This window comes from Pseudomonas sp. YJ42, from assembly GCF_047225135.1.
Classification (GTDB): Bacteria; Pseudomonadota; Gammaproteobacteria; order Pseudomonadales; family Pseudomonadaceae; genus Stutzerimonas; species Stutzerimonas stutzeri_E.
The window spans coordinates 2,096,585-2,116,399 of record NZ_CP178378.1 but is presented as its reverse complement, the minus strand read 5'-3'; the positions used below and the strand labels follow the sequence as shown (position 1 = coordinate 2,116,399).

General features: G+C 63.3%; 16 protein-coding genes. 13 read left to right on the top strand and 3 right to left on the bottom strand.

The window, feature by feature from the left end; all coding sequences use genetic code 11:
• Positions 1-51 precede the first annotated feature (51 nt).
• The gene (locus ACL0K2_RS09560; protein WP_045163627.1) at positions 52-1,692 is read left to right on the top strand and encodes a BCCT family transporter; all 1,641 of its coding nucleotides are present in this window, start codon (positions 52-54) and stop codon (positions 1,690-1,692) included.
• Positions 1,693-1,779: 87 nt separating this feature from the next.
• On the opposite strand, the gene ACL0K2_RS09555 is transcribed toward ACL0K2_RS09560, so the two are convergent.
• From ACL0K2_RS09555 to ACL0K2_RS09545, 3 genes are all read right to left on the bottom strand, one after another.
• Positions 1,780-2,502: a 3'-5' exonuclease gene (locus tag ACL0K2_RS09555; protein WP_045163626.1), complete on the bottom strand. Its 723-nt coding sequence runs from the start codon at positions 2,500-2,502 to the stop codon at positions 1,780-1,782.
• Positions 2,499-4,391 carry a DUF294 nucleotidyltransferase-like domain-containing protein gene (locus ACL0K2_RS09550; RefSeq protein ID WP_413044297.1) on the bottom strand — a complete coding sequence of 631 codons (1,893 nt, stop codon included), beginning with the start codon at positions 4,389-4,391 and terminating at the stop codon, positions 2,499-2,501. Before ACL0K2_RS09550 ends, ACL0K2_RS09555 begins: the two co-directional genes overlap by 4 nt.
• 233 nt (positions 4,392-4,624) lie before the next feature.
• Positions 4,625-5,026 carry a DUF488 domain-containing protein gene (locus ACL0K2_RS09545; protein WP_413044296.1) on the bottom strand — a complete coding sequence of 134 codons (402 nt, stop codon included), beginning with the start codon at positions 5,024-5,026 and terminating at the stop codon, positions 4,625-4,627.
• Positions 5,027-5,223: 197 nt separating this feature from the next.
• On the opposite strand from ACL0K2_RS09545, the gene ACL0K2_RS09540 reads away from it, so the two are divergent.
• The 12 genes from ACL0K2_RS09540 (at position 5,224) to ACL0K2_RS09485 (ending at position 19,799) form a co-directional block, all read left to right on the top strand.
• Positions 5,224-5,577 carry a hypothetical protein gene (locus tag ACL0K2_RS09540; RefSeq protein WP_239610447.1) on the top strand — a complete coding sequence of 118 codons (354 nt, stop codon included), beginning with the start codon at positions 5,224-5,226 and terminating at the stop codon, positions 5,575-5,577.
• A gap of 63 nt (positions 5,578-5,640) precedes the next feature.
• Entirely contained in the window at positions 5,641-6,081 is a 441-nt protein-coding gene (locus ACL0K2_RS09535; protein WP_413044295.1) for a CopD family copper resistance protein, read from the top strand.
• A 259-nt stretch (positions 6,082-6,340) separates the two neighbouring features.
• Entirely contained in the window at positions 6,341-7,597 is a 1,257-nt protein-coding gene (locus ACL0K2_RS09530; RefSeq protein ID WP_413044294.1) for an acyl-CoA dehydrogenase family protein, read from the top strand.
• Positions 7,598-7,902: 305 nt separating this feature from the next.
• Positions 7,903-10,092, top strand: a complete 2,190-nt coding sequence (nosR, locus tag ACL0K2_RS09525; RefSeq protein ID WP_413044293.1) for a transcriptional regulator NosR — start codon at positions 7,903-7,905, stop codon at positions 10,090-10,092.
• Between the two features lie 55 nt (positions 10,093-10,147).
• The gene (nosZ, locus tag ACL0K2_RS09520; protein ID WP_045163619.1) at positions 10,148-12,049 is read left to right on the top strand and encodes a TAT-dependent nitrous-oxide reductase; all 1,902 of its coding nucleotides are present in this window, start codon (positions 10,148-10,150) and stop codon (positions 12,047-12,049) included.
• 65 nt (positions 12,050-12,114) lie between these two features.
• Positions 12,115-13,422 carry a nitrous oxide reductase family maturation protein NosD gene (locus ACL0K2_RS09515; RefSeq protein ID WP_045163618.1) on the top strand — a complete coding sequence of 436 codons (1,308 nt, stop codon included), beginning with the start codon at positions 12,115-12,117 and terminating at the stop codon, positions 13,420-13,422.
• On the top strand, positions 13,419-14,345 hold the full coding sequence (locus ACL0K2_RS09510; RefSeq protein ID WP_045163617.1) for an ABC transporter ATP-binding protein: 927 nt from the start codon (positions 13,419-13,421) through the stop codon (positions 14,343-14,345). The genes ACL0K2_RS09515 and ACL0K2_RS09510 overlap by 4 nt, the downstream gene beginning before the upstream one ends.
• Positions 14,342-15,169 carry an ABC transporter permease gene (locus ACL0K2_RS09505; RefSeq protein ID WP_413044292.1) on the top strand — a complete coding sequence of 276 codons (828 nt, stop codon included), beginning with the start codon at positions 14,342-14,344 and terminating at the stop codon, positions 15,167-15,169. The genes ACL0K2_RS09510 and ACL0K2_RS09505 overlap by 4 nt, the downstream gene beginning before the upstream one ends.
• A 22-nt stretch (positions 15,170-15,191) precedes the next feature.
• On the top strand, positions 15,192-15,746 hold the full coding sequence (locus ACL0K2_RS09500) for a nitrous oxide reductase accessory protein NosL (protein ID WP_413044291.1): 555 nt from the start codon (positions 15,192-15,194) through the stop codon (positions 15,744-15,746).
• A gap of 53 nt (positions 15,747-15,799) precedes the next feature.
• Positions 15,800-15,976 (top strand): twin-arginine translocase TatA/TatE family subunit, encoded by a 177-nt coding sequence (gene tatA, locus ACL0K2_RS09495; protein ID WP_413044456.1) that lies wholly within the window; start codon positions 15,800-15,802, stop codon positions 15,974-15,976.
• Between the two features lie 1,776 nt (positions 15,977-17,752).
• Complete coding sequence (locus tag ACL0K2_RS09490) at positions 17,753-18,943, top strand: NnrS family protein (RefSeq protein ID WP_413044290.1); 1,191 nt, start codon at positions 17,753-17,755, stop codon at positions 18,941-18,943.
• Positions 18,944-19,055: 112 nt separating this feature from the next.
• Positions 19,056-19,799 carry an SDR family NAD(P)-dependent oxidoreductase gene (locus tag ACL0K2_RS09485; RefSeq protein WP_413044289.1) on the top strand — a complete coding sequence of 248 codons (744 nt, stop codon included), beginning with the start codon at positions 19,056-19,058 and terminating at the stop codon, positions 19,797-19,799.
• Positions 19,800-19,815: the final 16 nt, after the last annotated feature.

Below are 19,815 nucleotides of genomic sequence, written 5' to 3'. Positions count from 1 at the left end.
TCCGTTGTGCGTGTGTTTCGAAGTGCCAACCAAGAATAAGGAGAACAGCAGGTGGCGACTAATCCTGGAAAGAACACGGCGTCGGCCGTGGAGAGTATCCCCGCCCCGACCGGGGCGGCCAACCTGATCGATACCGACTACGTCATCGGTCAGGACAACATCAAACGCAAGTTTTTCGACATTCATGGCAAGGTTTTCACTATCTCCGCCCTGACCATCGTGCTTTTCGTGGTCGTTACGCTCGCCCTGCGCAGCGATGTCGAGCCGCTGTTCACTGCGCTTCGCGACTGGCTGACCAGCAATCTGGCCTGGTTCTTTCTCGGCTCGGCGAACATTTTCGTCCTGCTGTGCCTGGGGCTGATCCTTTCGCCGTTGGGCAGGGTACGCCTGGGCGGCAGGGACGCGACCCCGGATTATTCCTACACGGGCTGGTTCTCCATGCTGTTCGCCGCCGGCATGGGCATCGGCCTGATGTTTTACGGCGTCGCCGAACCCATGTCGCATTTCTCCACGGCCATGGGGGGAACCACCGTCGAGAATGGCGTGCGAACCGACTGGGCTCCCCTGGGCGCCGCGGCGGGCGATGCCCAGGCTGCTGCCAGCCTGAGTATGGCTGCCACCATCTTCCACTGGGGCCTGCACCCCTGGGCAATCTACGCCATCGTGGCCTTGGCCTTGGCGCTGTTCTCCTTCAACAAGGGATTGCCGTTGAGCATCCGCTCGATCTTCTACCCGCTGCTCGGTGAGCGGGTGTGGGGTTGGCCGGGCCATATCATCGATATCCTGGCGGTGTTCGCGACCCTGTTCGGTTTGGCCACTTCGCTGGGCCTGGGTGCGCAACAAGCAGCGGCCGGTCTCGAGTTCCTGTTCGACATGCCCAATACGGATACCAGCAAGGTTCTGCTGGTAGCTGGTATCACCGTGATCGCCCTGATGTCGGTGCTGGCCGGCTTGGACAAGGGGGTCAAGCGCCTGTCGGAAATCAACATGGTGCTGGCGCTGTTGCTGCTGTTCTTCATCATCGTAGTCGGGCCGACCCTTGCGATCGTGACCGGCTTCTTCAGTAACCTGGGCAGCTACCTGACCAACTTGCCGGCACTGTCCAATCCGATCGGTCGCGACGACGCCAACTTCAGTCAGGGCTGGACAGCGTTTTACTGGGCCTGGTGGATCAGCTGGTCGCCCTTCGTCGGCATGTTCATCGCCCGGGTCAGCCGCGGCCGTACCGTACGTGAATTCCTGATCGCCGTGCTGCTGGTACCGTCGCTGGTATCGGTACTGTGGATGACCGCGTTCGGCGGCACGGCCCTCGGCCAGTTCGTCACCGATGGCTTCACCGGGGTGCAGGATGCGGCGCTGGAACTGAAACTGTTCGCCATGCTCGGCGAGCTGCCGCTGACGCAGATCAGCTCCTTTGTCGGAATCGTGCTGGTGGTGGTGTTCTTCGTCACCTCGTCGGACTCCGGTTCCCTGGTGATCGACACCATCACCGCCGGCGGCAAGGTCAACGCGCCGGTTCCGCAGCGGGCGTTCTGGGCCGTGTTGCAGGGAATCGTGGCCATTTCCTTGCTGCTCGGGGGCGGCCTGGTCGCGTTGCAAGCCATGGCGGTATCGACTGGTCTGCCGTTTACCATCGTGCTGCTGGTGGGCTGCGTGTCCATCGTCAAAGGTTTGATGAGTGAGCCGCGGTAGTTAACGGACGTATCCGGGGGTGCATGCCGATCAGGTGTGTACCCCAGTGTTCTACAAAGAAACGCGACCCATGGCGGTCGCGTTTTTTTAGTTCCAGAGATCGCCCACCGCCGTCGTCGGTGGATAGTGCCTGGCCGCCTGCGCCTGCAGCAGTTCGGCGGTGGCCAGGGCGTCGGTCAGGGCATGGTGTGCCTGGTACAGCGGCAAGCCGTAGCGCAGGCGGCTGTCGGCCAGCCGGATCGATACCGGCCGCTGCTTGTCGATCAGACGGCGCAGCCAGCCGGGCCGGCGTCGGCGCGGATGCAGCCGTGCTTCAAGCTGCATGGTGTCGATCACCGGGAATTGCAGCCCTTCACCCAGCAGGTGGCGCACCGCTTGGTCTAGAAAACCCCGTTCGATGTTGCGGTAATGCACCACCACGATCTTGCCGGCCATGGCGGCGAGCAGCTCGTCGAGCACGGTGGCCAGTCGTGGCGCCTCGCTGATATCCGAATGGGTGATGTGATGGAAGGTGACCGATTGGCTGCTCAGCTCGCAAATCGGTTTGACCACCCAGTAACTGGCCTCGCGGCAGCGGATGCGGCGCAGGTCGAAGGGCACCAGGCCGAGACTGACGATCGAGTCGCGCTGACTGTCCAGGCCGGTGGTCTCGACATCCAGCGCGAGCAAGGGCACCTGCTCCAGGGGCGTGTCAGCGCTGACCGTGCCGGCTTGGTAGAAGCGTACCAGGCGTGGATCGCGTGCCGTTTGCGCCAGTTGGGCGAACAGGCTTGGCCAATCGGGGGTTGGCGTATGGGCGTTACGCTTCATAGTGGTCGGCTTTGAGCTTGACCAGGGTAGCGGAAGCGCAGGAACTGCTGCGCATTGCTCAACACCTGGAAGGCCGACTTGAGGTTGTGTCGTTCGTTGGCTGACACCTTTTCCGGTTCTATGTAGTTATCCGGCTCGCGCCCCTCCAGCAGGTCCATGGCCTGATGACGGATGCGCACGATCGAGAGGAACTCCAGGGCATTGCGCAGCTGGGTGATAGCGTCTTCGGTCAACAGTTTGGTGGCGGCGATGGCGTCCAGGCGCTCCAGCGAGTTCTGGGCTTTGGAGCCGACGGCCAGGGCGTGTACCCGGATCAGGTCGGTCAGAGGCGCGGTGCCGCGGCCCTTGAGGTTGATGATGTTGTTCTGCTGACCGTCCTTTTCCATCACGAAGGTGCGAAAGAAGCCCAGGGGTGGTGTGCGGTTGAGCGCGTTGCGTGCCAGGCTGGCGAGAAACAGCGGGTTGCTGCTGGCTTTCTGCGCAATCAGATCCTTGAGGCCTTCCACCAGGCTGGCCTCGCCGTAAACACTGTCGAGGTCGAAGAAGATTGAACTGTTGAGCAGGGTTTCCGGGTTGGGCTGCTCGATCCACTGGGTGAAATAGCTTCTCCAGACCCTCAACGGCTGGCGCCACTTGGGGTTGCTGGCCATGATCCCACCCTTGCAGTAGCTGTAGCCGCAGGCAGCCAGACCGTCGCTGACGAAGCTCGCCAACTGGAGGAAATACTCGTCGTGGATTCGCGGGTCGAAGCGGTTGTCGATTACCAGGGCATTGTCCTGGTCGGTAACGATCAGCTGTTCGTCACGCGCCATGGACCCCAGGACCATGTAGCAGTAGGGCACCGGCGGTGGTCCCAGCCGTTCCTCGGCCAGTTCCAGCAGGCGATGGGTCAGGCTGCGGCCGATCCCTGACATGGCGCTGCCGATCATGTGCGCGGTGGCCTCTTCATTGACCATGCGCAGGAAGGTTGCGCGCAGGTCCGGCAGCAGGGCCTGCAGTTCGGCCACCGATTGCTTGTTGAAGATGCTGTTGACCAGATACAGGCTGCTTTGCGATTCGTACTTGATGATGTCCGACAGGTTGATCACCCCAACCGGGCGCTGGCGATGCATCACCGGCAGATGATGGATGTTATGGCGCAGCATGCACAGCATCGCCTCGAATACCGAGTCGTCGGCCTGAATGGTGATCGGGTTGGGTGACATCACCTGGTCGACCGGGGTATCCAGTGCCAGGCCTTCGGCTAATACTCGAGTGCGCAGGTCGCGATCGGTGGTGATGCCGGTCATCATCTGGATGCTGGACGGCGCGGAAGCGGTCGCTGGTGGGCCCAGGATCACCAGCGAGGAGACCCCATGTTCGGTCATCACCTGCGCCGCCTCCTGCACGCTGGTGCCCAGCGGTACGCTGACGGTGCGCCGGGTGATCAGCTTGCGCACCTTGATCTTCATCAGCTCGCTGGCCTTGCCGTTCGGCTCTTCCGGCTTCAACCGCGACTGACCTTCGGCCTCGACGAAGTCGGCGAAGGCGTCATGCGCCTCGCACAGCTGTTCGAACAGCTGGCCGGGAATGAAGTAGATCAGGCTGTCTTCGATCGCCCGTGCCGGCAGGCGCACCCTGTGTCCGCGCAGCAGGCCGAACTGGCCAAACACCTCACCCTCGGACAGGCGGTTGTACAGCTCGCCGTTGCGCCGGTAGATTTCCACCGCGCCGCTGCGAATGTAGTGCAGGTCCTCGATCGGTTCGCCATAGCGGAGGATGTCGCTGCCGGCCTTGAAATAGCTGACCTCGACCTGCCGGGCGATTTCGTCGAGGGTGTCGTCCGGCAGTCCGTCGAAGGGGGCGAAGCGACTCAGGTGGTCGCGTATCTCTATCAGCTCGACCTGCATGCAAATCTCCTGGCAGCACGCTCACGCTATTGAATGCATTGAACCATAGCCGCGGCTCTCAGCGTCGGGGCGCGGTGGCGCGAGTCGTTGGCTGGCAGCTGCATGTCGTTCGGTGGCGCGCTCGGGTTCGTTTGAATGCTGGTGCGAGGATATCCTGTGCTATGGCCGTCGTATGACGCGCAAATCAGAGCCGACGTGATGCGTGCGCTGACGGTCAACCGCAACCCTGCCCCTCACGCCATCCGCTCGCCGGCATAGCAGGTCGGCGAACTCGGCGCGCCACGCCGTTCCAGCTCTTCCTCCAGCCATTCGGCCAGTACTCGCGCGTTGTTCTGCTGCTCGTCGCGGGCGGCGTAGATCAGCGTCAGCGGGCCTTTAGTGGCGATGTCCAGTAGCGGCCACCAGTGCTCCGGGTGGCCCGCCAACTCTCGCCGGTAATCGTCTCGAAAGGTCTCGTATGCCTTTTCGCCTGCCTTGAACGCGCGTCGCAGCTCGGTCGAGGGCGCCAGATTCTTGCGCCAGTCATCCAGCGCCAGCGCCTCCTTGCGCAGGTTTCGCGGCCAGAGCCGATCAACCAGCACACGATGTCCATCGTTGGGTTCCGGAGTCTCGTAGGCGCGTTTGCAGCGGATCATCGGCCGGCTCCATCAGCATGAAATATAAGGCGATCAAATAAGGGTTAAAAAAACTTATCGCTAGGTCGTTATAACCATATGGATGGGGGTAAAAAGTACATCATCTGTTTCAGGTGTTTGAAAAATAAAGAAATTAAAAGCGGCACGTTTCGTGATTGTCATCAAGGGAACGACACAACACCTTGAAGGAGCATCGCATGAAAAATCTAGTCGCTTTGGTTACCTGTGCAACCCTATTGTCCAGCTCGCTGGCTGTCGCTGATTCGGTGGTAACGGCGCAAGAGGACCGCGTCGTCGGCGGCGGTTTCGGCGGGCTCAGTGGATTCATGCTCGGGGCCGCTGCCGGTGGGCCAATCGGCGCGCTGGTCGGCGGTGGCTTGGGCTATTTTGCCGGGCAGGGCGTGCAGAAGGCGGCGGGGCTCGAACAGACGCTCTATGTCGTTGAGCACGAAGATGGCAGCCAATCACGCCTACGCAGTTCTCACAATGGCCTGGTCGCCGGGGAGCAGGTACAACGCGACGGCACGCTCATCAGCGCAGACAACCGCTAGGGCCCCGCAGCGCAGGTCTGCCGTTCTGATAGGCTGGCCGGCATCAGACGCGAAGGAGCCGAGATGAGCTACTCCTTGTTACACATCACGCATCTACTGGCGGCGATCTTCTTTATCGGCGCGCTGTTCGTCGAGGTCGCCGTGCTCGCCCGGGTGCGCCAGCAGATCGAGCCGGCGACCATGCAGGCCGTCGACAAGGCGGTCGGTGCGCGCCTGCGGGTGGTGCTGCACTGGGTGGTGGTGTTCGTCTATGGCGCCGGCATCGGCCTGGCCTGGCATCACCGCCAAGCGCTCGCCGATCCCTTCTCCAGCAGCTTCGCGACGTTGTTGTCGTTGAAAATCCTGCTGGCGATCGGGGTGTTCTTCACCTTCGGCCTGGTCGCGATGTTGCTGCGCAGCGGGCGCATGACGCCGGCGCGCTATCGGCGCGTTCATTGGGCAATATTTGCCCAGATGATTGGCATCGTGCTGCTGGCCAAGGGCATGTTCTACCTGCACTGGTAGCGGGCCGCGGCCGCCCAGGCCGTTATCCCCAACGGGCCTCACTGCGGGCCTTCGGCTTGTGCCTGTTGTCGATCGGGCGGTTTATGCCAGTCGCGTCTCTACTGCATCGACACAGGGTCGGCGATGACCTCGGTCAATCCCCATGCGCTATCGGCTGGCGTGATTGTGGGCAGATTCAGCCGCTTTAGCCTTGTTTGTTTCGGCTCCCATCGCGCCTATCGTCAGCGCATCCCGGCCCGTCAGATCAACGAGGTATCCGATGAATTTCGACTACAGCCCACGTGTCGAGGCCTTGCGCCAGCAGCTACTGGCCTTTATGGATGAGTACGTTGTGCCGCGTAACGGCGCCTGGCACATGGAGGTCGCCGCCGGCGCCTACCCGGTGTCGTTCATGGAGGATCTGAAGGCGCTGGCACGCTCTGAAGGGTTGTGGAATCTGTTCCTGCCTTCGCTCGGCGAGGACGAACCGGGCACGGGTCTGAGCAATCTCGAATACGCCCCGCTGGCCGAAATCATGGGCCGTGTGCATTGGGCATCGGAGGTGTTCAACTGCAACGCGCCGGACACCGGCAACATGGAGCTGCTGCACCTGTTCGCCACGCCGGCGCAGCGTGAGCGCTGGCTCAAGCCTCTGCTCGAGGGCGAGATCCGCTCGGCCTTCGCCATGACCGAGCCGGACGTGCCATCCTCCGATGCTACCAACATCCAGACACTGATCCGCCGCGACGGCGACGACTACGTGATCAACGGTCGCAAGTGGTTCATCACCAATGCCTCGCACCCCAACTGTAAGCTGCTCATCGTCATGGGCAAGACCGACCCGGACGCCGATACCCATCGGCAGCAGAGCATGATCCTGGTGCCGTTCGACACGCCCGGTGTCGAGCGAGTGCGCAATATCCCGGTGATGAACCACGTCGCGCCGGAAGGCCACTGCGAGCTGCTGCTGCGTAACGTGCGGGTGCCGGCCACCAACTTGCTGGGCCAGGAAGGGCAGGGCTTCATGATGGCCCAGGCTCGGCTCGGACCAGGGCGCATCCATCATTGCATGCGCTCGATCGGCATGGCCGAGCTGGCGTTGGAGTTGATGGTCGAGCGCTGCCAGGAGCGCAAGGCGTTCGGCAAGTACCTGCAACAATATTCGAATATCAGCGACTGGATCGCCGAGTCGCGTATCGAGATCGAACAGGCGCGGCTGCTGGTGCTCAAGACCGCCTGGATGATCGACGAAGTCGGTGCCAAGGCCGCGCGCAAAGAGATCGCAATGATCAAAGCGCTGGTGCCGCGCATGCAGACGCGGATAGTCGACCGCGCCATGCAGGTCTATGGCGGCATGGGGCTGACCCCCGATACGCCGCTGGCCGACATGTGGACCGCCGGCCGTGCCCTGCGCTTCGCCGACGGTCCGGATCAGGTGCACCTGCGCAGCATTGCGCGGATGGAGATCAAGGCCAGCGAAGCCACCCGCGGTGCGACCATGGTCTACCTCACCCCGCCCGGACGTCACGGCGTGTAGCTGGCTGGTGGGCTGAAGCGGAACGCCGCTCGGCCCATCCTACCGGGTGCGAATCCTTCATTCACGGTGAGCGCCAGACCGCCACGGTCAATGCTCGATGGTCATTGCGACTGAACCGCGAGCAGACCAGCTAACCGCTCTTGCTTCGGACGGGCGCGAGACTATCGGCGCTCCGCCAGATCCCGTCTCGTTGACATGGCTCAATGCAATCAGGGTTACCCGTGCAAGCTTGATCCGAGTCAAGGAGAGCGCCCGACCCACTCCCTACCATCGCTTCACATTCGATAAGTGAAAGTGGGTAGGTCATGAAGTCCCGTCTATCTCTCGCAGTAGCTGTCAGGCGTGCATGGGGGCTTGGCTTCACTCTGCTGATGACGTTGATGTTGGGCGCCGTAACCCTCGAGGCCAAGGAATACGAAGCCGAACAGCAGCGACTCGAACAATTCTTTCCTGGCACCAGCCTCTCCGCGCCCGAGGGCGACTATCAGGTGCGCACCATCCGCAAGGCTGACGAGGTGCTCGGTTACGCCTTCCAGACCATCAACGTGGTCGACATTCCGGCCTATTCCGGCAAGCCGATCAATATCCAGGTGCTGCTCGATCCGCAGGGCGTGATAGTCGATGCCTATGTGCTTGAGCACCACGAACCGATCCTGCTGGTGGGCATCCCGGTGGAGAAGCTCCACGCATTTACCGCCAAGTACCAGGGCATCAAGATCGATCAGCGGGTGGTCGTTGGCCATTCCAGTGACGAAAAGGCCGTCACCATCGATGCCGTGACCGGCGCCACGGTCACTGTGATGGTGGTCAACGAGATCGTCATGCGTGCCGGTCACGACGTCGCGGTATCGCTCGGGCTGGTCGAGGACAAGGGCGGCGCGACGCAGAAACCGGCCACGATTCGCCAGGATGACTATCAGCCGGCCAGTTGGAGCGAGCTCACCGGCAACGGCGCGATCCGCCGATTGCACCTGACCAAGGGCGACATCGACCAGGCGTTCAAGGGCACCGACGCCGAGGGCATCGACGAAGCCGCCCCGGAAGCTGCCAACGAGACCTTCATCGACCTCTATGCCGCCGAAATCAACCCGCCGACCATCGGCCGCAACCTGCTGGGCGACAGCCAGTACCAGTCGCTCATGGGAGCGCTGAAGCCGGGCGAGCATGCCGTTGCGGTGATGGCCAGCGGCGAATATTCCTTCAAGGGCTCGGGGTACGTGCGCGGTGGCATCTTCGATCGGGTGCAGCTGCGCCAGTTCGGCAATGTCATCAGCTTCCGCGACATGGACTTCCAGCGCCTCGATGACGTCTATGCCGAGGGCATGCCGGATTTCGGTGAAATGGCCGTGTTCATCGTCCGCCAGCACAGCGCCTTCGACCCCGGCTCACCCTGGACGCTGGAGCTGCTGGTGCGGCGCCAGACTGGCCCGGTCAGCGGCGTGTTCACCAGTTTCGAGCTGCCGTACCAGATGCCCGAGGCCTACCTCGATCGCCCGCAGCCGAGTGCCGAGGAACTGGCTGCGGCCGAGGAGGCCAGCCGGCCGATGTGGGTCAACATCTGGTACCAGAAGAGCTTCCAGATCGGCGTGATCCTGGTCGCCCTGGCGTTGCTGACCGTCATCCTCTTCCTGCAGGACACCTTTACCCGGCGCCCACGCTTCATGCACTGGCTGCGTCGCGGCTACCTGGTGTTCACCGTAGTGTTCATCGGCTGGTACGCCTTAGGGCAGCTGTCGGTGGTCAATGCGCTGACCTTCGTCCATGCGCTGTTTCAGGATTTTCGCTGGGAGCTGTTCCTCACCGACCCGGTGATCTTCATTCTCTGGACCTTCACCGCGGCGAGCATCCTGCTCTGGGGACGCGGTGTGTTCTGCGGCTGGCTGTGCCCCTTCGGTGCCCTGCAGGAGCTGATCAACGAGGCCGCGCGCAAGCTGAAGATCCCGCAGTACGAACTGCCGTTTGCCGTGCATGAGCGGCTCTGGGCGATCAAGTACATCGTGCTGCTGGTGCTGTTCGGCATCTCGCTGGAGTCGATGATGATGGCCGAGAAGGCCGCCGAGGTGGAGCCGTTCAAGACGGCCATCACCCTGCACTTCGATCGTCAGTGGTGGTTCGTCGCTTACGCGGTGGCGCTGCTGGTCATCAACGTTTTCACCCGCAAGGTGTACTGCCGCTACATCTGCCCGCTGGGCGCGGCGCTGGCGATCCCCACCAAGTTCCGCCTGTTCGATTGGCTCAATCGACGCAAGGAATGCGGCAACCCCTGCCAGCTGTGCGCCAAGGAATGCGAAATCCAGGCGATTCATCCGGACGGCCACATCAATGCCAACGAGTGCCATTACTGCCTCGATTGCCAGATGACCTACCACAACGAAAACAAGTGCCCGCCGCTGATTCTGAAGAACAAGCGCACCAAGCGCGGCAAGAAAGCCCCTGCCGGCCCGACGCTGATTCCCGTAGTGCAAGTGATGGACCCCGCGAGCGAGGCGCCGTAGCGCGAAAGCTCGCAATGATCCTCTGACCAAAAGCTGTCCCCTAAGGAGCAATCACATGAGCGACAAAGAAACCAAGAACCCCCAGGCGCTGGAGAAGAGTGGCCTCAGTCGCCGCGGCTTCCTCGGGGCCAGCGCCATGACCGGCGCGGTGGTAGCGGCTACGGCCCTGACCGGCGGCGTGATGACGCGCGAGTCGTGGGCGGCTGCGGTCAAGGAAGCGAAATCGAAGATCCACGTCGCGCCCGGTGAGCTCGACGATTACTACGGTTTCTGGAGCGGCGGCCACCAGGGCGAAGTACGCGTGGTGGGCGTGCCGTCGATGCGTGAGCTGATGCGTATCCCTGTGTTCAACGTCGATTCGGCCACTGGTTGGGGACTGACCAACGAAAGCCGCCACATCATGGGCGACAGCGCGAAATACCTGAACGGCGACTGCCACCATCCGCATATCTCGATGACCGATGGCAAGTACGACGGCAAATATCTGTTCATCAATGACAAGGCCAACAGCCGCGTCGCGCGGATCCGTCTGGACATCATGAAGTGCGACAAGATGCTCACCGTGCCCAACGTCCAGGCCATTCACGGCCTGCGTTTGCAGAAGGTGCCGCACACCAAGTACGTGTTCGCCAACGCCGAGTTCGTGATTCCGCACCCCAATGACGGCAGCAGTTTCGACCTGCAGGCCGAGAGCGCCTACACCCTGTTCAACGTCATCGATGCCGAGAAGATGGAGATGGCCTTCCAGGTCATCGTCGACGGTAATCTGGACAACACCGACGCCGACTACACCGGCAAGTATGCCGCCTCCACCTGCTACAACTCGGAAAAGGCCTACGACCTGGGCGGCATGATGCGCAACGAGCGCGACTGGGTCGTGGTGTACAACATTCCGCGCATCGAGGCCGCCATCAAGGCCGGCAAGTTCAGCACCATCGGTGATTCCAAGGTGCCGGTGGTCGACGGTCGCGCAGGCTCCGAGTTCACCCGCTACATTCCGGTGCCGAAGAACCCGCACGGCTGCAACACGTCCTCCGATGGCAAGTACTTCATCGCAGCCGGCAAGCTGTCGCCGACCGTCACCATGATCGAGATCGCCAAGCTCGATGACCTGTTCGATGGCAAGCTGAAGGATCCGCGCGATGTGGTCGCCGCCGAACCGGAACTGGGCCTCGGCCCGCTGCACACCACCTTCGACGGTCGCGGCAATGCCTACACCACGCTGTTCATCGACAGCCAGGTGGTCAAATGGAACATGGCCGACGCGGTGCGCGCCTACAACGGCGAGAAGGTCAACTACATCAAGCAGAAGCTCGATGTGCAGTATCAACCGGGCCACCTGCATGCCTCGCTGACCGAAACCAGCGAAGCCGACGGTCAATGGTTGGTGGCGCTGTGCAAGTTCTCCAAGGATCGCTTCCTCCCGACCGGGCCGCTGCACCCGGAAAACGACCAGCTGATCGACATTTCCGGCGACGAGATGAAACTGGTGCATGACGGCCCGACCTACGCCGAGCCGCACGACTGCATCCTCGCCCGTCGCGACCAGATCAAGACGCGCAAGATCTGGGAACGCAACGATCCATTCTTCGCGCCGACCGTCGAGATGGCGAAGAAGGACGGCATCACCCTGGAAACCGACAACAAGGTCATCCGCGACGGCAACAAGGTGCGCGTCTACATGACCTCGTCGGCACCGACCTATGGCCTGACCGAGTTCAACGTCAAGCAGGGCGACGAAGTCACCGTGGTCATCACCAATATCGACCAGATCGAGGACGTGTCCCACGGGTTCGTCATGACCAACCACGGCGCGAGCATGGAGATCAGCCCGCAGCAGACCTCGTCCATCACCTTCATTGCCGATAAGCCGGGCCTGCACTGGTACTACTGCAGCTGGTTCTGCCACGCGCTGCACATGGAAATGGTCGGCCGCATGCTGGTCGAGCCGGCGTAACACGACCGGGCGGGGGCGATCGCTCCCGCCTTTCACCTGCCTGGAAGCTGAAGAGGAACAACGCAGTGCTCAGATCTCAGGCGATATCCAGGCTTCAACCGCTGGCAGCGCTGCTGCTGGCACTGTTCTGCGGGGTGGCCGTGGCGGCCCCGCAACCCATCACCGTGCTGCCGTTACAGGCGGACGGCGAACAGCGCTGGCGCTTGCCCGCCGGTGAGTACAGCGGCTCGTTCAGTATCGACGAGTCGCTGCAGATCCGCTGCGAACCCGGTGCGGTCATCGACGCACAAGGCGAGGGCAACGCCCTGACCATCACCGCACCCGACGTCAGCGTCGAGGGCTGCGCCCTGCGCAATTGGGGGCACAACCTCACCGACCTCAATTCCGCCGTGTTCATCGGACCGAAGGCGCACGGCGCGGTGATCGAGGACAACCGGATGCAGGGCCCGGGCTCGGGCGTCTGGGTCGACTCCACCCACGACGTCAGCCTGATCGGCAACCGCATCCAGGGCGACCCGAACATCCGTTCGCAGGACCGCGGCAACGGCATCCATCTGTACGCCGTGAAGGGCGCGCAGGTGATCGGCAACCACGTGCGCGAAACCCGTGACGGCATCTACATCGACACCTCCAACGGCAACCTGCTGCAGAACAACGTGCTGGAGGATCTGCGCTACGGGGTGCACTACATGTTCGCCAATGACAACCGGGTGATCGGCAACATCACCCGTCGAACCCGTACCGGTTATGCGCTGATGCAGAGCCGCAAGCTGGAGGTCATCGGCAACCGCTCCGAGCAGGACGAGAACTACGGCATCCTGATGAACTACATCACCTATTCGACCATTCGCGACAACGTCGTCAGTGACGTGCGCAGCGGCTCGACCGGCGACAGCATGATCTCGGGCGCCGAGGGCAAGGCGCTGTTCATCTACAACTCCTTGTTCAACACCATCGCAGGCAACCGTTTCGAGAAAAGCGCGCTGGGCATCCACCTGACTGCGGGCTCGGAAGACAACCGCATCTCTGGCAATGCCTTTATCGACAATCAGCAGCAGGTCAAGTACGTGGCCACTCGCACTCAGGAATGGTCCATCGACGGCCGTGGCAACTACTGGAGCGACTACCTGGGCTGGGACCGCAACGATGATGGGCGGGGCGACGTAGCCTACGAGCCCAACGACAACGTCGATCGTCTGTTGTGGCTCTACCCGCAGGTGCGGTTGTTGATGAACAGCCCGAGCATCGAGGTGCTGCGCTGGGTTCAACGGGCCTTCCCGGTCATCAAGTCGCCTGGGGTGCAAGACAGCCATCCGTTGATGAAGCCGCCAACCGAACCATTGATGAGCAAAACGCAGGAGCCAACGCCATGAGCGCTGTAGAAATCCAGGGCGTGAACCAGCGTTACGGAAGCATGACCGTGCTGCATGATCTGAACCTGACCCTCGGCGAGGGCGAGGTGCTGGGCCTGTTCGGCCACAACGGCGCCGGCAAGACCACCAGCATGAAGCTCATCCTCGGCCTGCTGATGCCCAGCGAAGGGCAGGTGCGGGTGCTGAGCCATGCGCCGAACGACCCGGCGGTGCGCCGCCAGCTCGGCTATCTGCCTGAGAACGTGACCTTCTACCCGCAGCTCAGCGGCCGCGAAACGCTCCGGCATTTCGCCCGATTGAAGAGCGCGCCGCTGAAACAGGTCGACGATCTGCTGGAGCAGGTGGGCCTCGCCCATGCGGCCGACCGGCGGGTCAAGACTTATTCCAAGGGCATGCGTCAGCGCCTCGGCCTGGCCCAGGCGCTGCTCGGCGAGCCGCGCCTGCTACTGCTCGACGAACCTACCGTGGGCCTTGATCCGATTGCCACCGGCGATCTGTATCAGCTGATCGACCGCCTGCGTCAGCGCGGCACCAGCATCATTCTCTGTTCGCACGTGCTGCCTGGCGTCGAGGCGCACATCAACCGCGCGGCAATCCTCGCTAAAGGCCGCTTGCAGGCGGTCGGCAGTCTGGCGCAATTGCGTGTCGAGGCGGGCCTGCCGGTGCGCATCCGTGCCAGCGGCATGGACAACGGCGCGGCCTGGGTCCAGCGCTGGGATGCGGCCGGTCACCCGGCCCGCACGCTGGGCGAGCGCAGCGTCGAGGTTTCCGCCATCAACGGCCACAAACTGCCATTGCTGCGCGAGCTGCTCGGCGAAGGCGAGCCGGATGACATCGAGATCCATCAGCCTTCGCTGGAGGACCTGTACCGCTATTACATGGAGCGCGCCGGCGACGTCCGCGCCTCGGAGGGCACGCTATGAACCAGGTCTGGAACATCGCGCGCAAGGAACTCAGCGATGGCCTGCGCAACCGCTGGCTGCTGGCGATCAGTCTGCTGTTCGCGGTGCTGGCGGTGGGCATCGCCTGGCTCGGCGCCGCGGCGTCCGGTCAGCTCGGCTTCACCTCGATCCCGGCCACGGTCGCCAGCCTGGCCAGTCTGGCGACTTTTCTGATGCCATTGATCGCACTGTTGCTGGCCTACGATGCCATCGTCGGCGAAGACGAGGGCGGCACCCTGATGCTGCTGCTGACCTATCCGCTGGGGCGCGGGCAGATTCTGCTCGGCAAGTTCGTCGGCCACGGCTTGATTCTGGCGTTGGCGGTGCTGATCGGCTTCGGCTGCGCGATGCTGGCCATCGCGGTGCTGGTCGACGACATCGAGATCGGCCTGCTGCTCTGGGCGTTCGGTCGCTTCATGGTGTCTTCGACGCTGCTTGGCTGGGTATTTCTGGCCATGGCCTATGTGCTGAGCAGCAAGGTCAGCGAGAAATCCAGTGCGGCCGGCTTGGCGCTCGGCGTGTGGTTTCTCTTCGTGCTGGTGTTCGATCTGGTCCTGCTGGCGCTGCTGGTGCTCAGCGAGGGCGCCTTCAGCTCCGAGGCGCTGCCCTGGTTGCTGCTGCTCAACCCCGCCGACATTTACCGCCTGATCAATCTGTCCGGTTTCGAAGGTGGCAACGCCATGGGTGTGTTGTCGCTGGGCGGCGATCTGCCGCTACCGGGTGCCGCGCTCTGGCTATGCCTGCTGCTCTGGGTGGGCGTTTCGCTGCTACTGGCCTATGGCGTGTTCCGCCGCCGTTTGGCATGACTACGAGAAGGAAACTGTAACCATGAATGCGCTATATATCCGTTCGTCACGACTGCTGCTAACCGCGGCGCTGCTGTTGGGTTTGGCTGCCTGCAACGAGCCGGAGACCAACGAACAGGCGCTGGCGCCGGTGGCCTTCCATGCCAGCGATGAGTGCCACGTTTGCGGCATGGCGATCAGCGATTTCCCCGGCCCCAAGGGAGAGGCGGTGGAGAAGGGCAAGGTGAGGAAATTCTGTTCCACCGCGGAACTGCTCGGCTGGTGGTTGCAGCCGGAAAACCGCACGCTGCAGGCCAAGCTCTATGTTCACGACATGGGCCGCAGCAGTTGGGAGAAACCCGATGATCACTACCTGATCGATGCAACCAGCGCCTACTATGTGGCCGGTACGAAACTAAAGGGCGCGATGGGCGCGGTACTGGCGACCTTCGCCAAGGAAGCCGACGCACAGCGCCTGGCAGCCGAGCAAGGTGGGCGGGTGCTGCGCTTCGACGAGATCGACCAGGCCGTGCTGCAACCCCAAGCCACCATGTCCATGGACATGACCGATCATCAACAGGCCCACAGCGGCCACTGATCGGCCGTCGGCACCGGCCGATCAACACAACTTGAAACGAGGTATTTGCAATGATGGGTATCAGTATCTGGCAACTCCTGATCGTGCTGATGATCGTGGTCATGCTATTCGGCACCAAGCGCCTGCGCGGCCTGGGCTCCGACCTGGGCGGCGCGATCAGTGGCTTCCGCAAATCCATGAGCGACGGTGAAAACACTGCGGCCGATGCGGTCAAGCACGAGCCGAAATAGCGTCGCAACCGACTGTCTTTGCGCTTTTCCTGTAGGAACCGCCCTCGGGGCGAGGCTTTTCGGCGCTGACTTGGCGCCATTCGCCGCGGGTCGCGGCTCCCACAGAAAAAGTGTGCGACCTGCACAACGCAGCGTCACGCACGGGCTCGATTAGTGGAAGCCCCGACCCGGGGCGAAGCTTTTCGGTGCTGACTTGGCGCCATTCGCCGCGGGTCGCGGCTCCCACAGAAAAAGTGTGCGACCTGCACAACGCAGCGCCACGCACGGGCTCGATTTGTGGGAGCCCCGACCCGGGGCGAAGCTTTTCCAGCACCGAGTTGCGCCATTCGCCGCGGGTCGCGGCTCCCACAGAAAAAGCGTGCGACCTGCACAACGCAGCGCCACGCACGGGCTCGATTTGTGGGAGCCCCGACCCGGGGCGAAGCTTTTCCGGCACCGAGTTGCGCAATTCGCCGCGGGTCGCGGCTCCACAGAAAAAGCGTGCGACCTGCACAACGCAGCGTTACGCACGGGCTCGATTAGTGGGAGCCCCGACCCGGGGCGAAGCTTTTCCGGCGCTGACTTGGCGCCATTCGCCGCGGGTCGCGGCTCCCACAGAAAAAGCGTGCGACCTGCACAACGCAGCGTCACGCACGGGCTCGATTAGTGGAAGCCCCGACCCGGGGCGAAGCTTTTCGGTGCTGACTTGGCGCCATTCGCCGCGGGTCGCGGCTCCCACAGAAAAAGTGTGCGACCTGCACAGCGCAGCGCCACGCACGGGCTCGATTTGTGGGAGCCCCGACCCGGGGCGAAGCTTTTCGGTGCTGACTTGGCGCCATTCGCCGCGGGTCGCGGCTCCCACAGAAAAAGCGTGCGACCTGCACAACGCAGCGCCACGCACGGGCTCGATTTGTGGGAGCCCCGACCCGGGGCGAAGCTTTTCGGTGCTGACTTGGCGCCATTCGCCGCGGGTCGCGGCTCCCACAGAAAAACAAGCCACCTGCATAAGTCGGCGCCACGCACGGGCTCGATTTGTGGGAGCCCCGACCCGGGGCGAAGCTTTTCCGGCACCGAGTTGCGCCATTCGCCGCGGGTTGCGGCTCCCACAGAAAAAGCGTGCGACCTGCACAACGCAGCGCCACGCACGGGCGCGATTTGTGGAAGCCCCGACCCGGGGCGAGGCTTTTTCGGCACCGAGTTGCGCCATTCGCCGCGGGTCGCGGCTCCCACAGAAAAAGTGTGCGACCTGCACAACGCAGCGTTACGCACGGGCTCGATTAGTGGGAGCCCCGACCCGGGGCGAGGCTTTTCCGGCACCGAGTTGCGCCATTCGCCGCGGGTCGCGGCTCCACAGAAAAAGCGTGCGACTTGCACAACGCAGCGTCACGCACGGGCTCGATTTGTGGGAGCCCCGACCCGGGGCGAAGCTTTTCCGGCGCCGAGTTGCGCCATTCGCCGCGGGTCGCGGCTCCCACAGAAAAACAAGCCACCTGCATCAGTCGGCGCCACGCACGGGCTCTCATGAAGAGCTGCGTAGGGTGGATGTCGCCTTTTACATCCACCGTGGCTCGGCAGTCGGCGGCTCGACGAGGCGTGGCGCCGCTTGCCGGATGCCGGCTGCAACCCTGCCACGGCCTGCCAGCGGGACCCTCAGCAAAAACTGATTGCAATCAAGTCTGGGAACGCCTCCTACCCTGTAAAAAGTAACCCTGGCTCCGGGAATCTCGGCGCCCTGGTTCCTCGGTCCGGCGGCTTACTGCTTCGCCGGCCGTTGCAGAATGAGTGTCAGGAGGCCCCGTGCAAGTCATCGATCGGCGAAAAGCCCTCAGTATCCCGCCCCTTTGGCGGCTCGCGTTTCGTCCATTCTTTCTCGCCGGCAACCTCTTCGCGATGCTGGCGATCCCGTTGTGGATCGGGGCCTGGACCGGACTGTGGTCGGGCTTTCACCCCACCGGCGGCTGGCTCGCCTGGCACCGCCACGAAATGCTGTTCGGCTTCGCCATGGCAATCGTCGCTGGCTTCCTGCTGACGGCGGGGCAGACCTGGACCGGCCAGCCCGGCGTCTCCGGCAACCGGTTGGCAGCGTTGGCGGGCGTTTGGCTGCTGGCGCGGCTGGGTTGGTTGCTGGGTGCGCCGATCGGCCTGCTGATCGTGGCGGACCTGCTATTTCTGCTCGGCGTGACCGGATTGATGGCGCGCATGCTCTGGGTGGCCAGGCAGAAACGCAACTACCCGATCATCGCCGTACTCACCCTGATGACCTGTGCCGATGTGCTGGTGCTCTGCGGCGTCGCCCTGAGCGACGATGGGCTGCAGCGCCAGGGCGTGCTCGCCGGGCTGTGGCTGGTGGCGGCGTTGATGGCCATCATCGGAGGCCGGGTGATTCCGTTCTTCACCCAGCGCGGCCTCGGTCGCAGCGAAGCCGTGAAACCCTGGCTTTGGCTGGACGTGGCGTTGCTGGTCGGGACCGGCTTGGTCGCTGCGCTCTATGCCGCCGGCGTCGCGCTGCTACCGAACGTGTGGCTCGGTGTGCTGTTTCTCGCCATCGCCATCGGCCACCTGCTGCGCCTGACTCGCTGGTACGACGCGGGGATCTGGCGAGTGTCGTTGCTCTGGTCGCTGCACCTGGCAATGCTCTGGCTGGTGATTGCCGCGGCAGGCCTGGCACTGTGGAATTTCGGCCTGCTGGCCAACTCCAGCGCTGCGCTGCATGCACTCTCGGTAGGCTCGATGAGCGGGCTGATCCTGGCGATGATCGCGCGGGTCACCCTTGGCCATACCGGACGCCCATTGCAGTTGCCGTCGGGCATCGTCGCCGCCTTCGTGCTGTTCAACCTCGGCGCCGTCTCGCGGGTGTTCCTCGCCAGCCAGTGGCCGATGACCGGGCTCTGGCTCGCCACCATCTGCTGGGTGCTGGCGTTCGCCCTGTATGCCTGGCGCTATGCGCCGATGCTGGTGACTGCGCGGGTCGACGGTCACCCTGGCTGATCGTTGTCCTGGCGCCTTCTCGGTTTCCCTGTTCACCCACTGAAAAACCGCTGCCTGCCCATCCTGGGACGGGCAGCCTGCGGCTCGGCGAACGCCGGCATCGGAGATGATGATGAAAACTGAATTCAAGGACCGTCTGGCCGTGGTCACCGGAGCCAGCTCCGGGATTGGACTGGCATTGTGCGCGGCGTTGCTGCAGCGTGGCGCTCGCGTATTGGCCATGTCGCGCAACCTGGGCGGTCTGGGGCAGCTGATGGAAACCTATTCCGAGCAGCTGCACTGGCTGGCGGGTGACGTGACCTCTGCGGACGCTTTGCTGGCGCTGAGCCGGCGTGCTGCCGAACTCGGGCCGGTGGACTATCTGGTACCGAACGCGGGCATCGCCGAGCTGGGCGACAGCCTCGACATGACCTGCTTCGATCGTCAGTGGGCGGTCAACGGCGCCGGCGCGTTGAATACCCTGGCGGCACTGCGCGCCGAACTGGCCAAACCCGCCTCGGTGGTGTTCGTCGGCACCTTCCTGACGCGCGGGACCTTTCCCGGCCTGGCTGCCTACATCGCTACCAAGGCGGCATTGGTGGCCCAGGCGCGCACCCTGGCGGTGGAATTCGCGCCCCTGGATGTGCGCATCAACGTGGTCTCGCCGGGCCCGACCGCCACGGCGATATGGGGCACCCTGGGGTTGCCCGACGAGCAGCTCGAACAGGTCGCCGAAGGCGTCACCAAGCGTCTTTTGCCGGGGCACTTCCTCGAATCGGCGGCGGTTGCCAATGTCATCCTGTTCCAGCTGTCCCAGGGCGCTCGCGGCGTCTACGGCCAGGACTGGGTGGTCGATAACGGCTACACGCTCAGCTAACCTCGCGGGGCTGACG

Coding starts and splice junctions, on each gene's coding strand:
- ACL0K2_RS09555 (WP_045163626.1), bottom strand. CDS start 2,502: ATGAAGCGTAACGCCCATACGCCAACCCCCGATTGGCCAAGCCTGTTC.
- ACL0K2_RS09550 (WP_413044297.1), bottom strand. CDS start 4,391: ATGCAGGTCGAGCTGATAGAGATACGCGACCACCTGAGTCGCTTCGCC.
- ACL0K2_RS09545 (WP_413044296.1), bottom strand. CDS start 5,026: ATGATCCGCTGCAAACGCGCCTACGAGACTCCGGAACCCAACGATGGA.
- ACL0K2_RS09540 (WP_239610447.1), top strand. CDS start 5,224: ATGAAAAATCTAGTCGCTTTGGTTACCTGTGCAACCCTATTGTCCAGC.
- ACL0K2_RS09535 (WP_413044295.1), top strand. CDS start 5,641: ATGAGCTACTCCTTGTTACACATCACGCATCTACTGGCGGCGATCTTC.
- ACL0K2_RS09530 (WP_413044294.1), top strand. CDS start 6,341: ATGAATTTCGACTACAGCCCACGTGTCGAGGCCTTGCGCCAGCAGCTA.
- nosR (WP_413044293.1), top strand. CDS start 7,903: ATGAAGTCCCGTCTATCTCTCGCAGTAGCTGTCAGGCGTGCATGGGGG.
- nosZ (WP_045163619.1), top strand. CDS start 10,148: ATGAGCGACAAAGAAACCAAGAACCCCCAGGCGCTGGAGAAGAGTGGC.
- ACL0K2_RS09510 (WP_045163617.1), top strand. CDS start 13,419: ATGAGCGCTGTAGAAATCCAGGGCGTGAACCAGCGTTACGGAAGCATG.
- ACL0K2_RS09505 (WP_413044292.1), top strand. CDS start 14,342: ATGAACCAGGTCTGGAACATCGCGCGCAAGGAACTCAGCGATGGCCTG.
- ACL0K2_RS09500 (WP_413044291.1), top strand. CDS start 15,192: ATGAATGCGCTATATATCCGTTCGTCACGACTGCTGCTAACCGCGGCG.
- tatA (WP_413044456.1), top strand. CDS start 15,800: ATGGGTATCAGTATCTGGCAACTCCTGATCGTGCTGATGATCGTGGTC.
- ACL0K2_RS09485 (WP_413044289.1), top strand. CDS start 19,056: ATGAAAACTGAATTCAAGGACCGTCTGGCCGTGGTCACCGGAGCCAGC.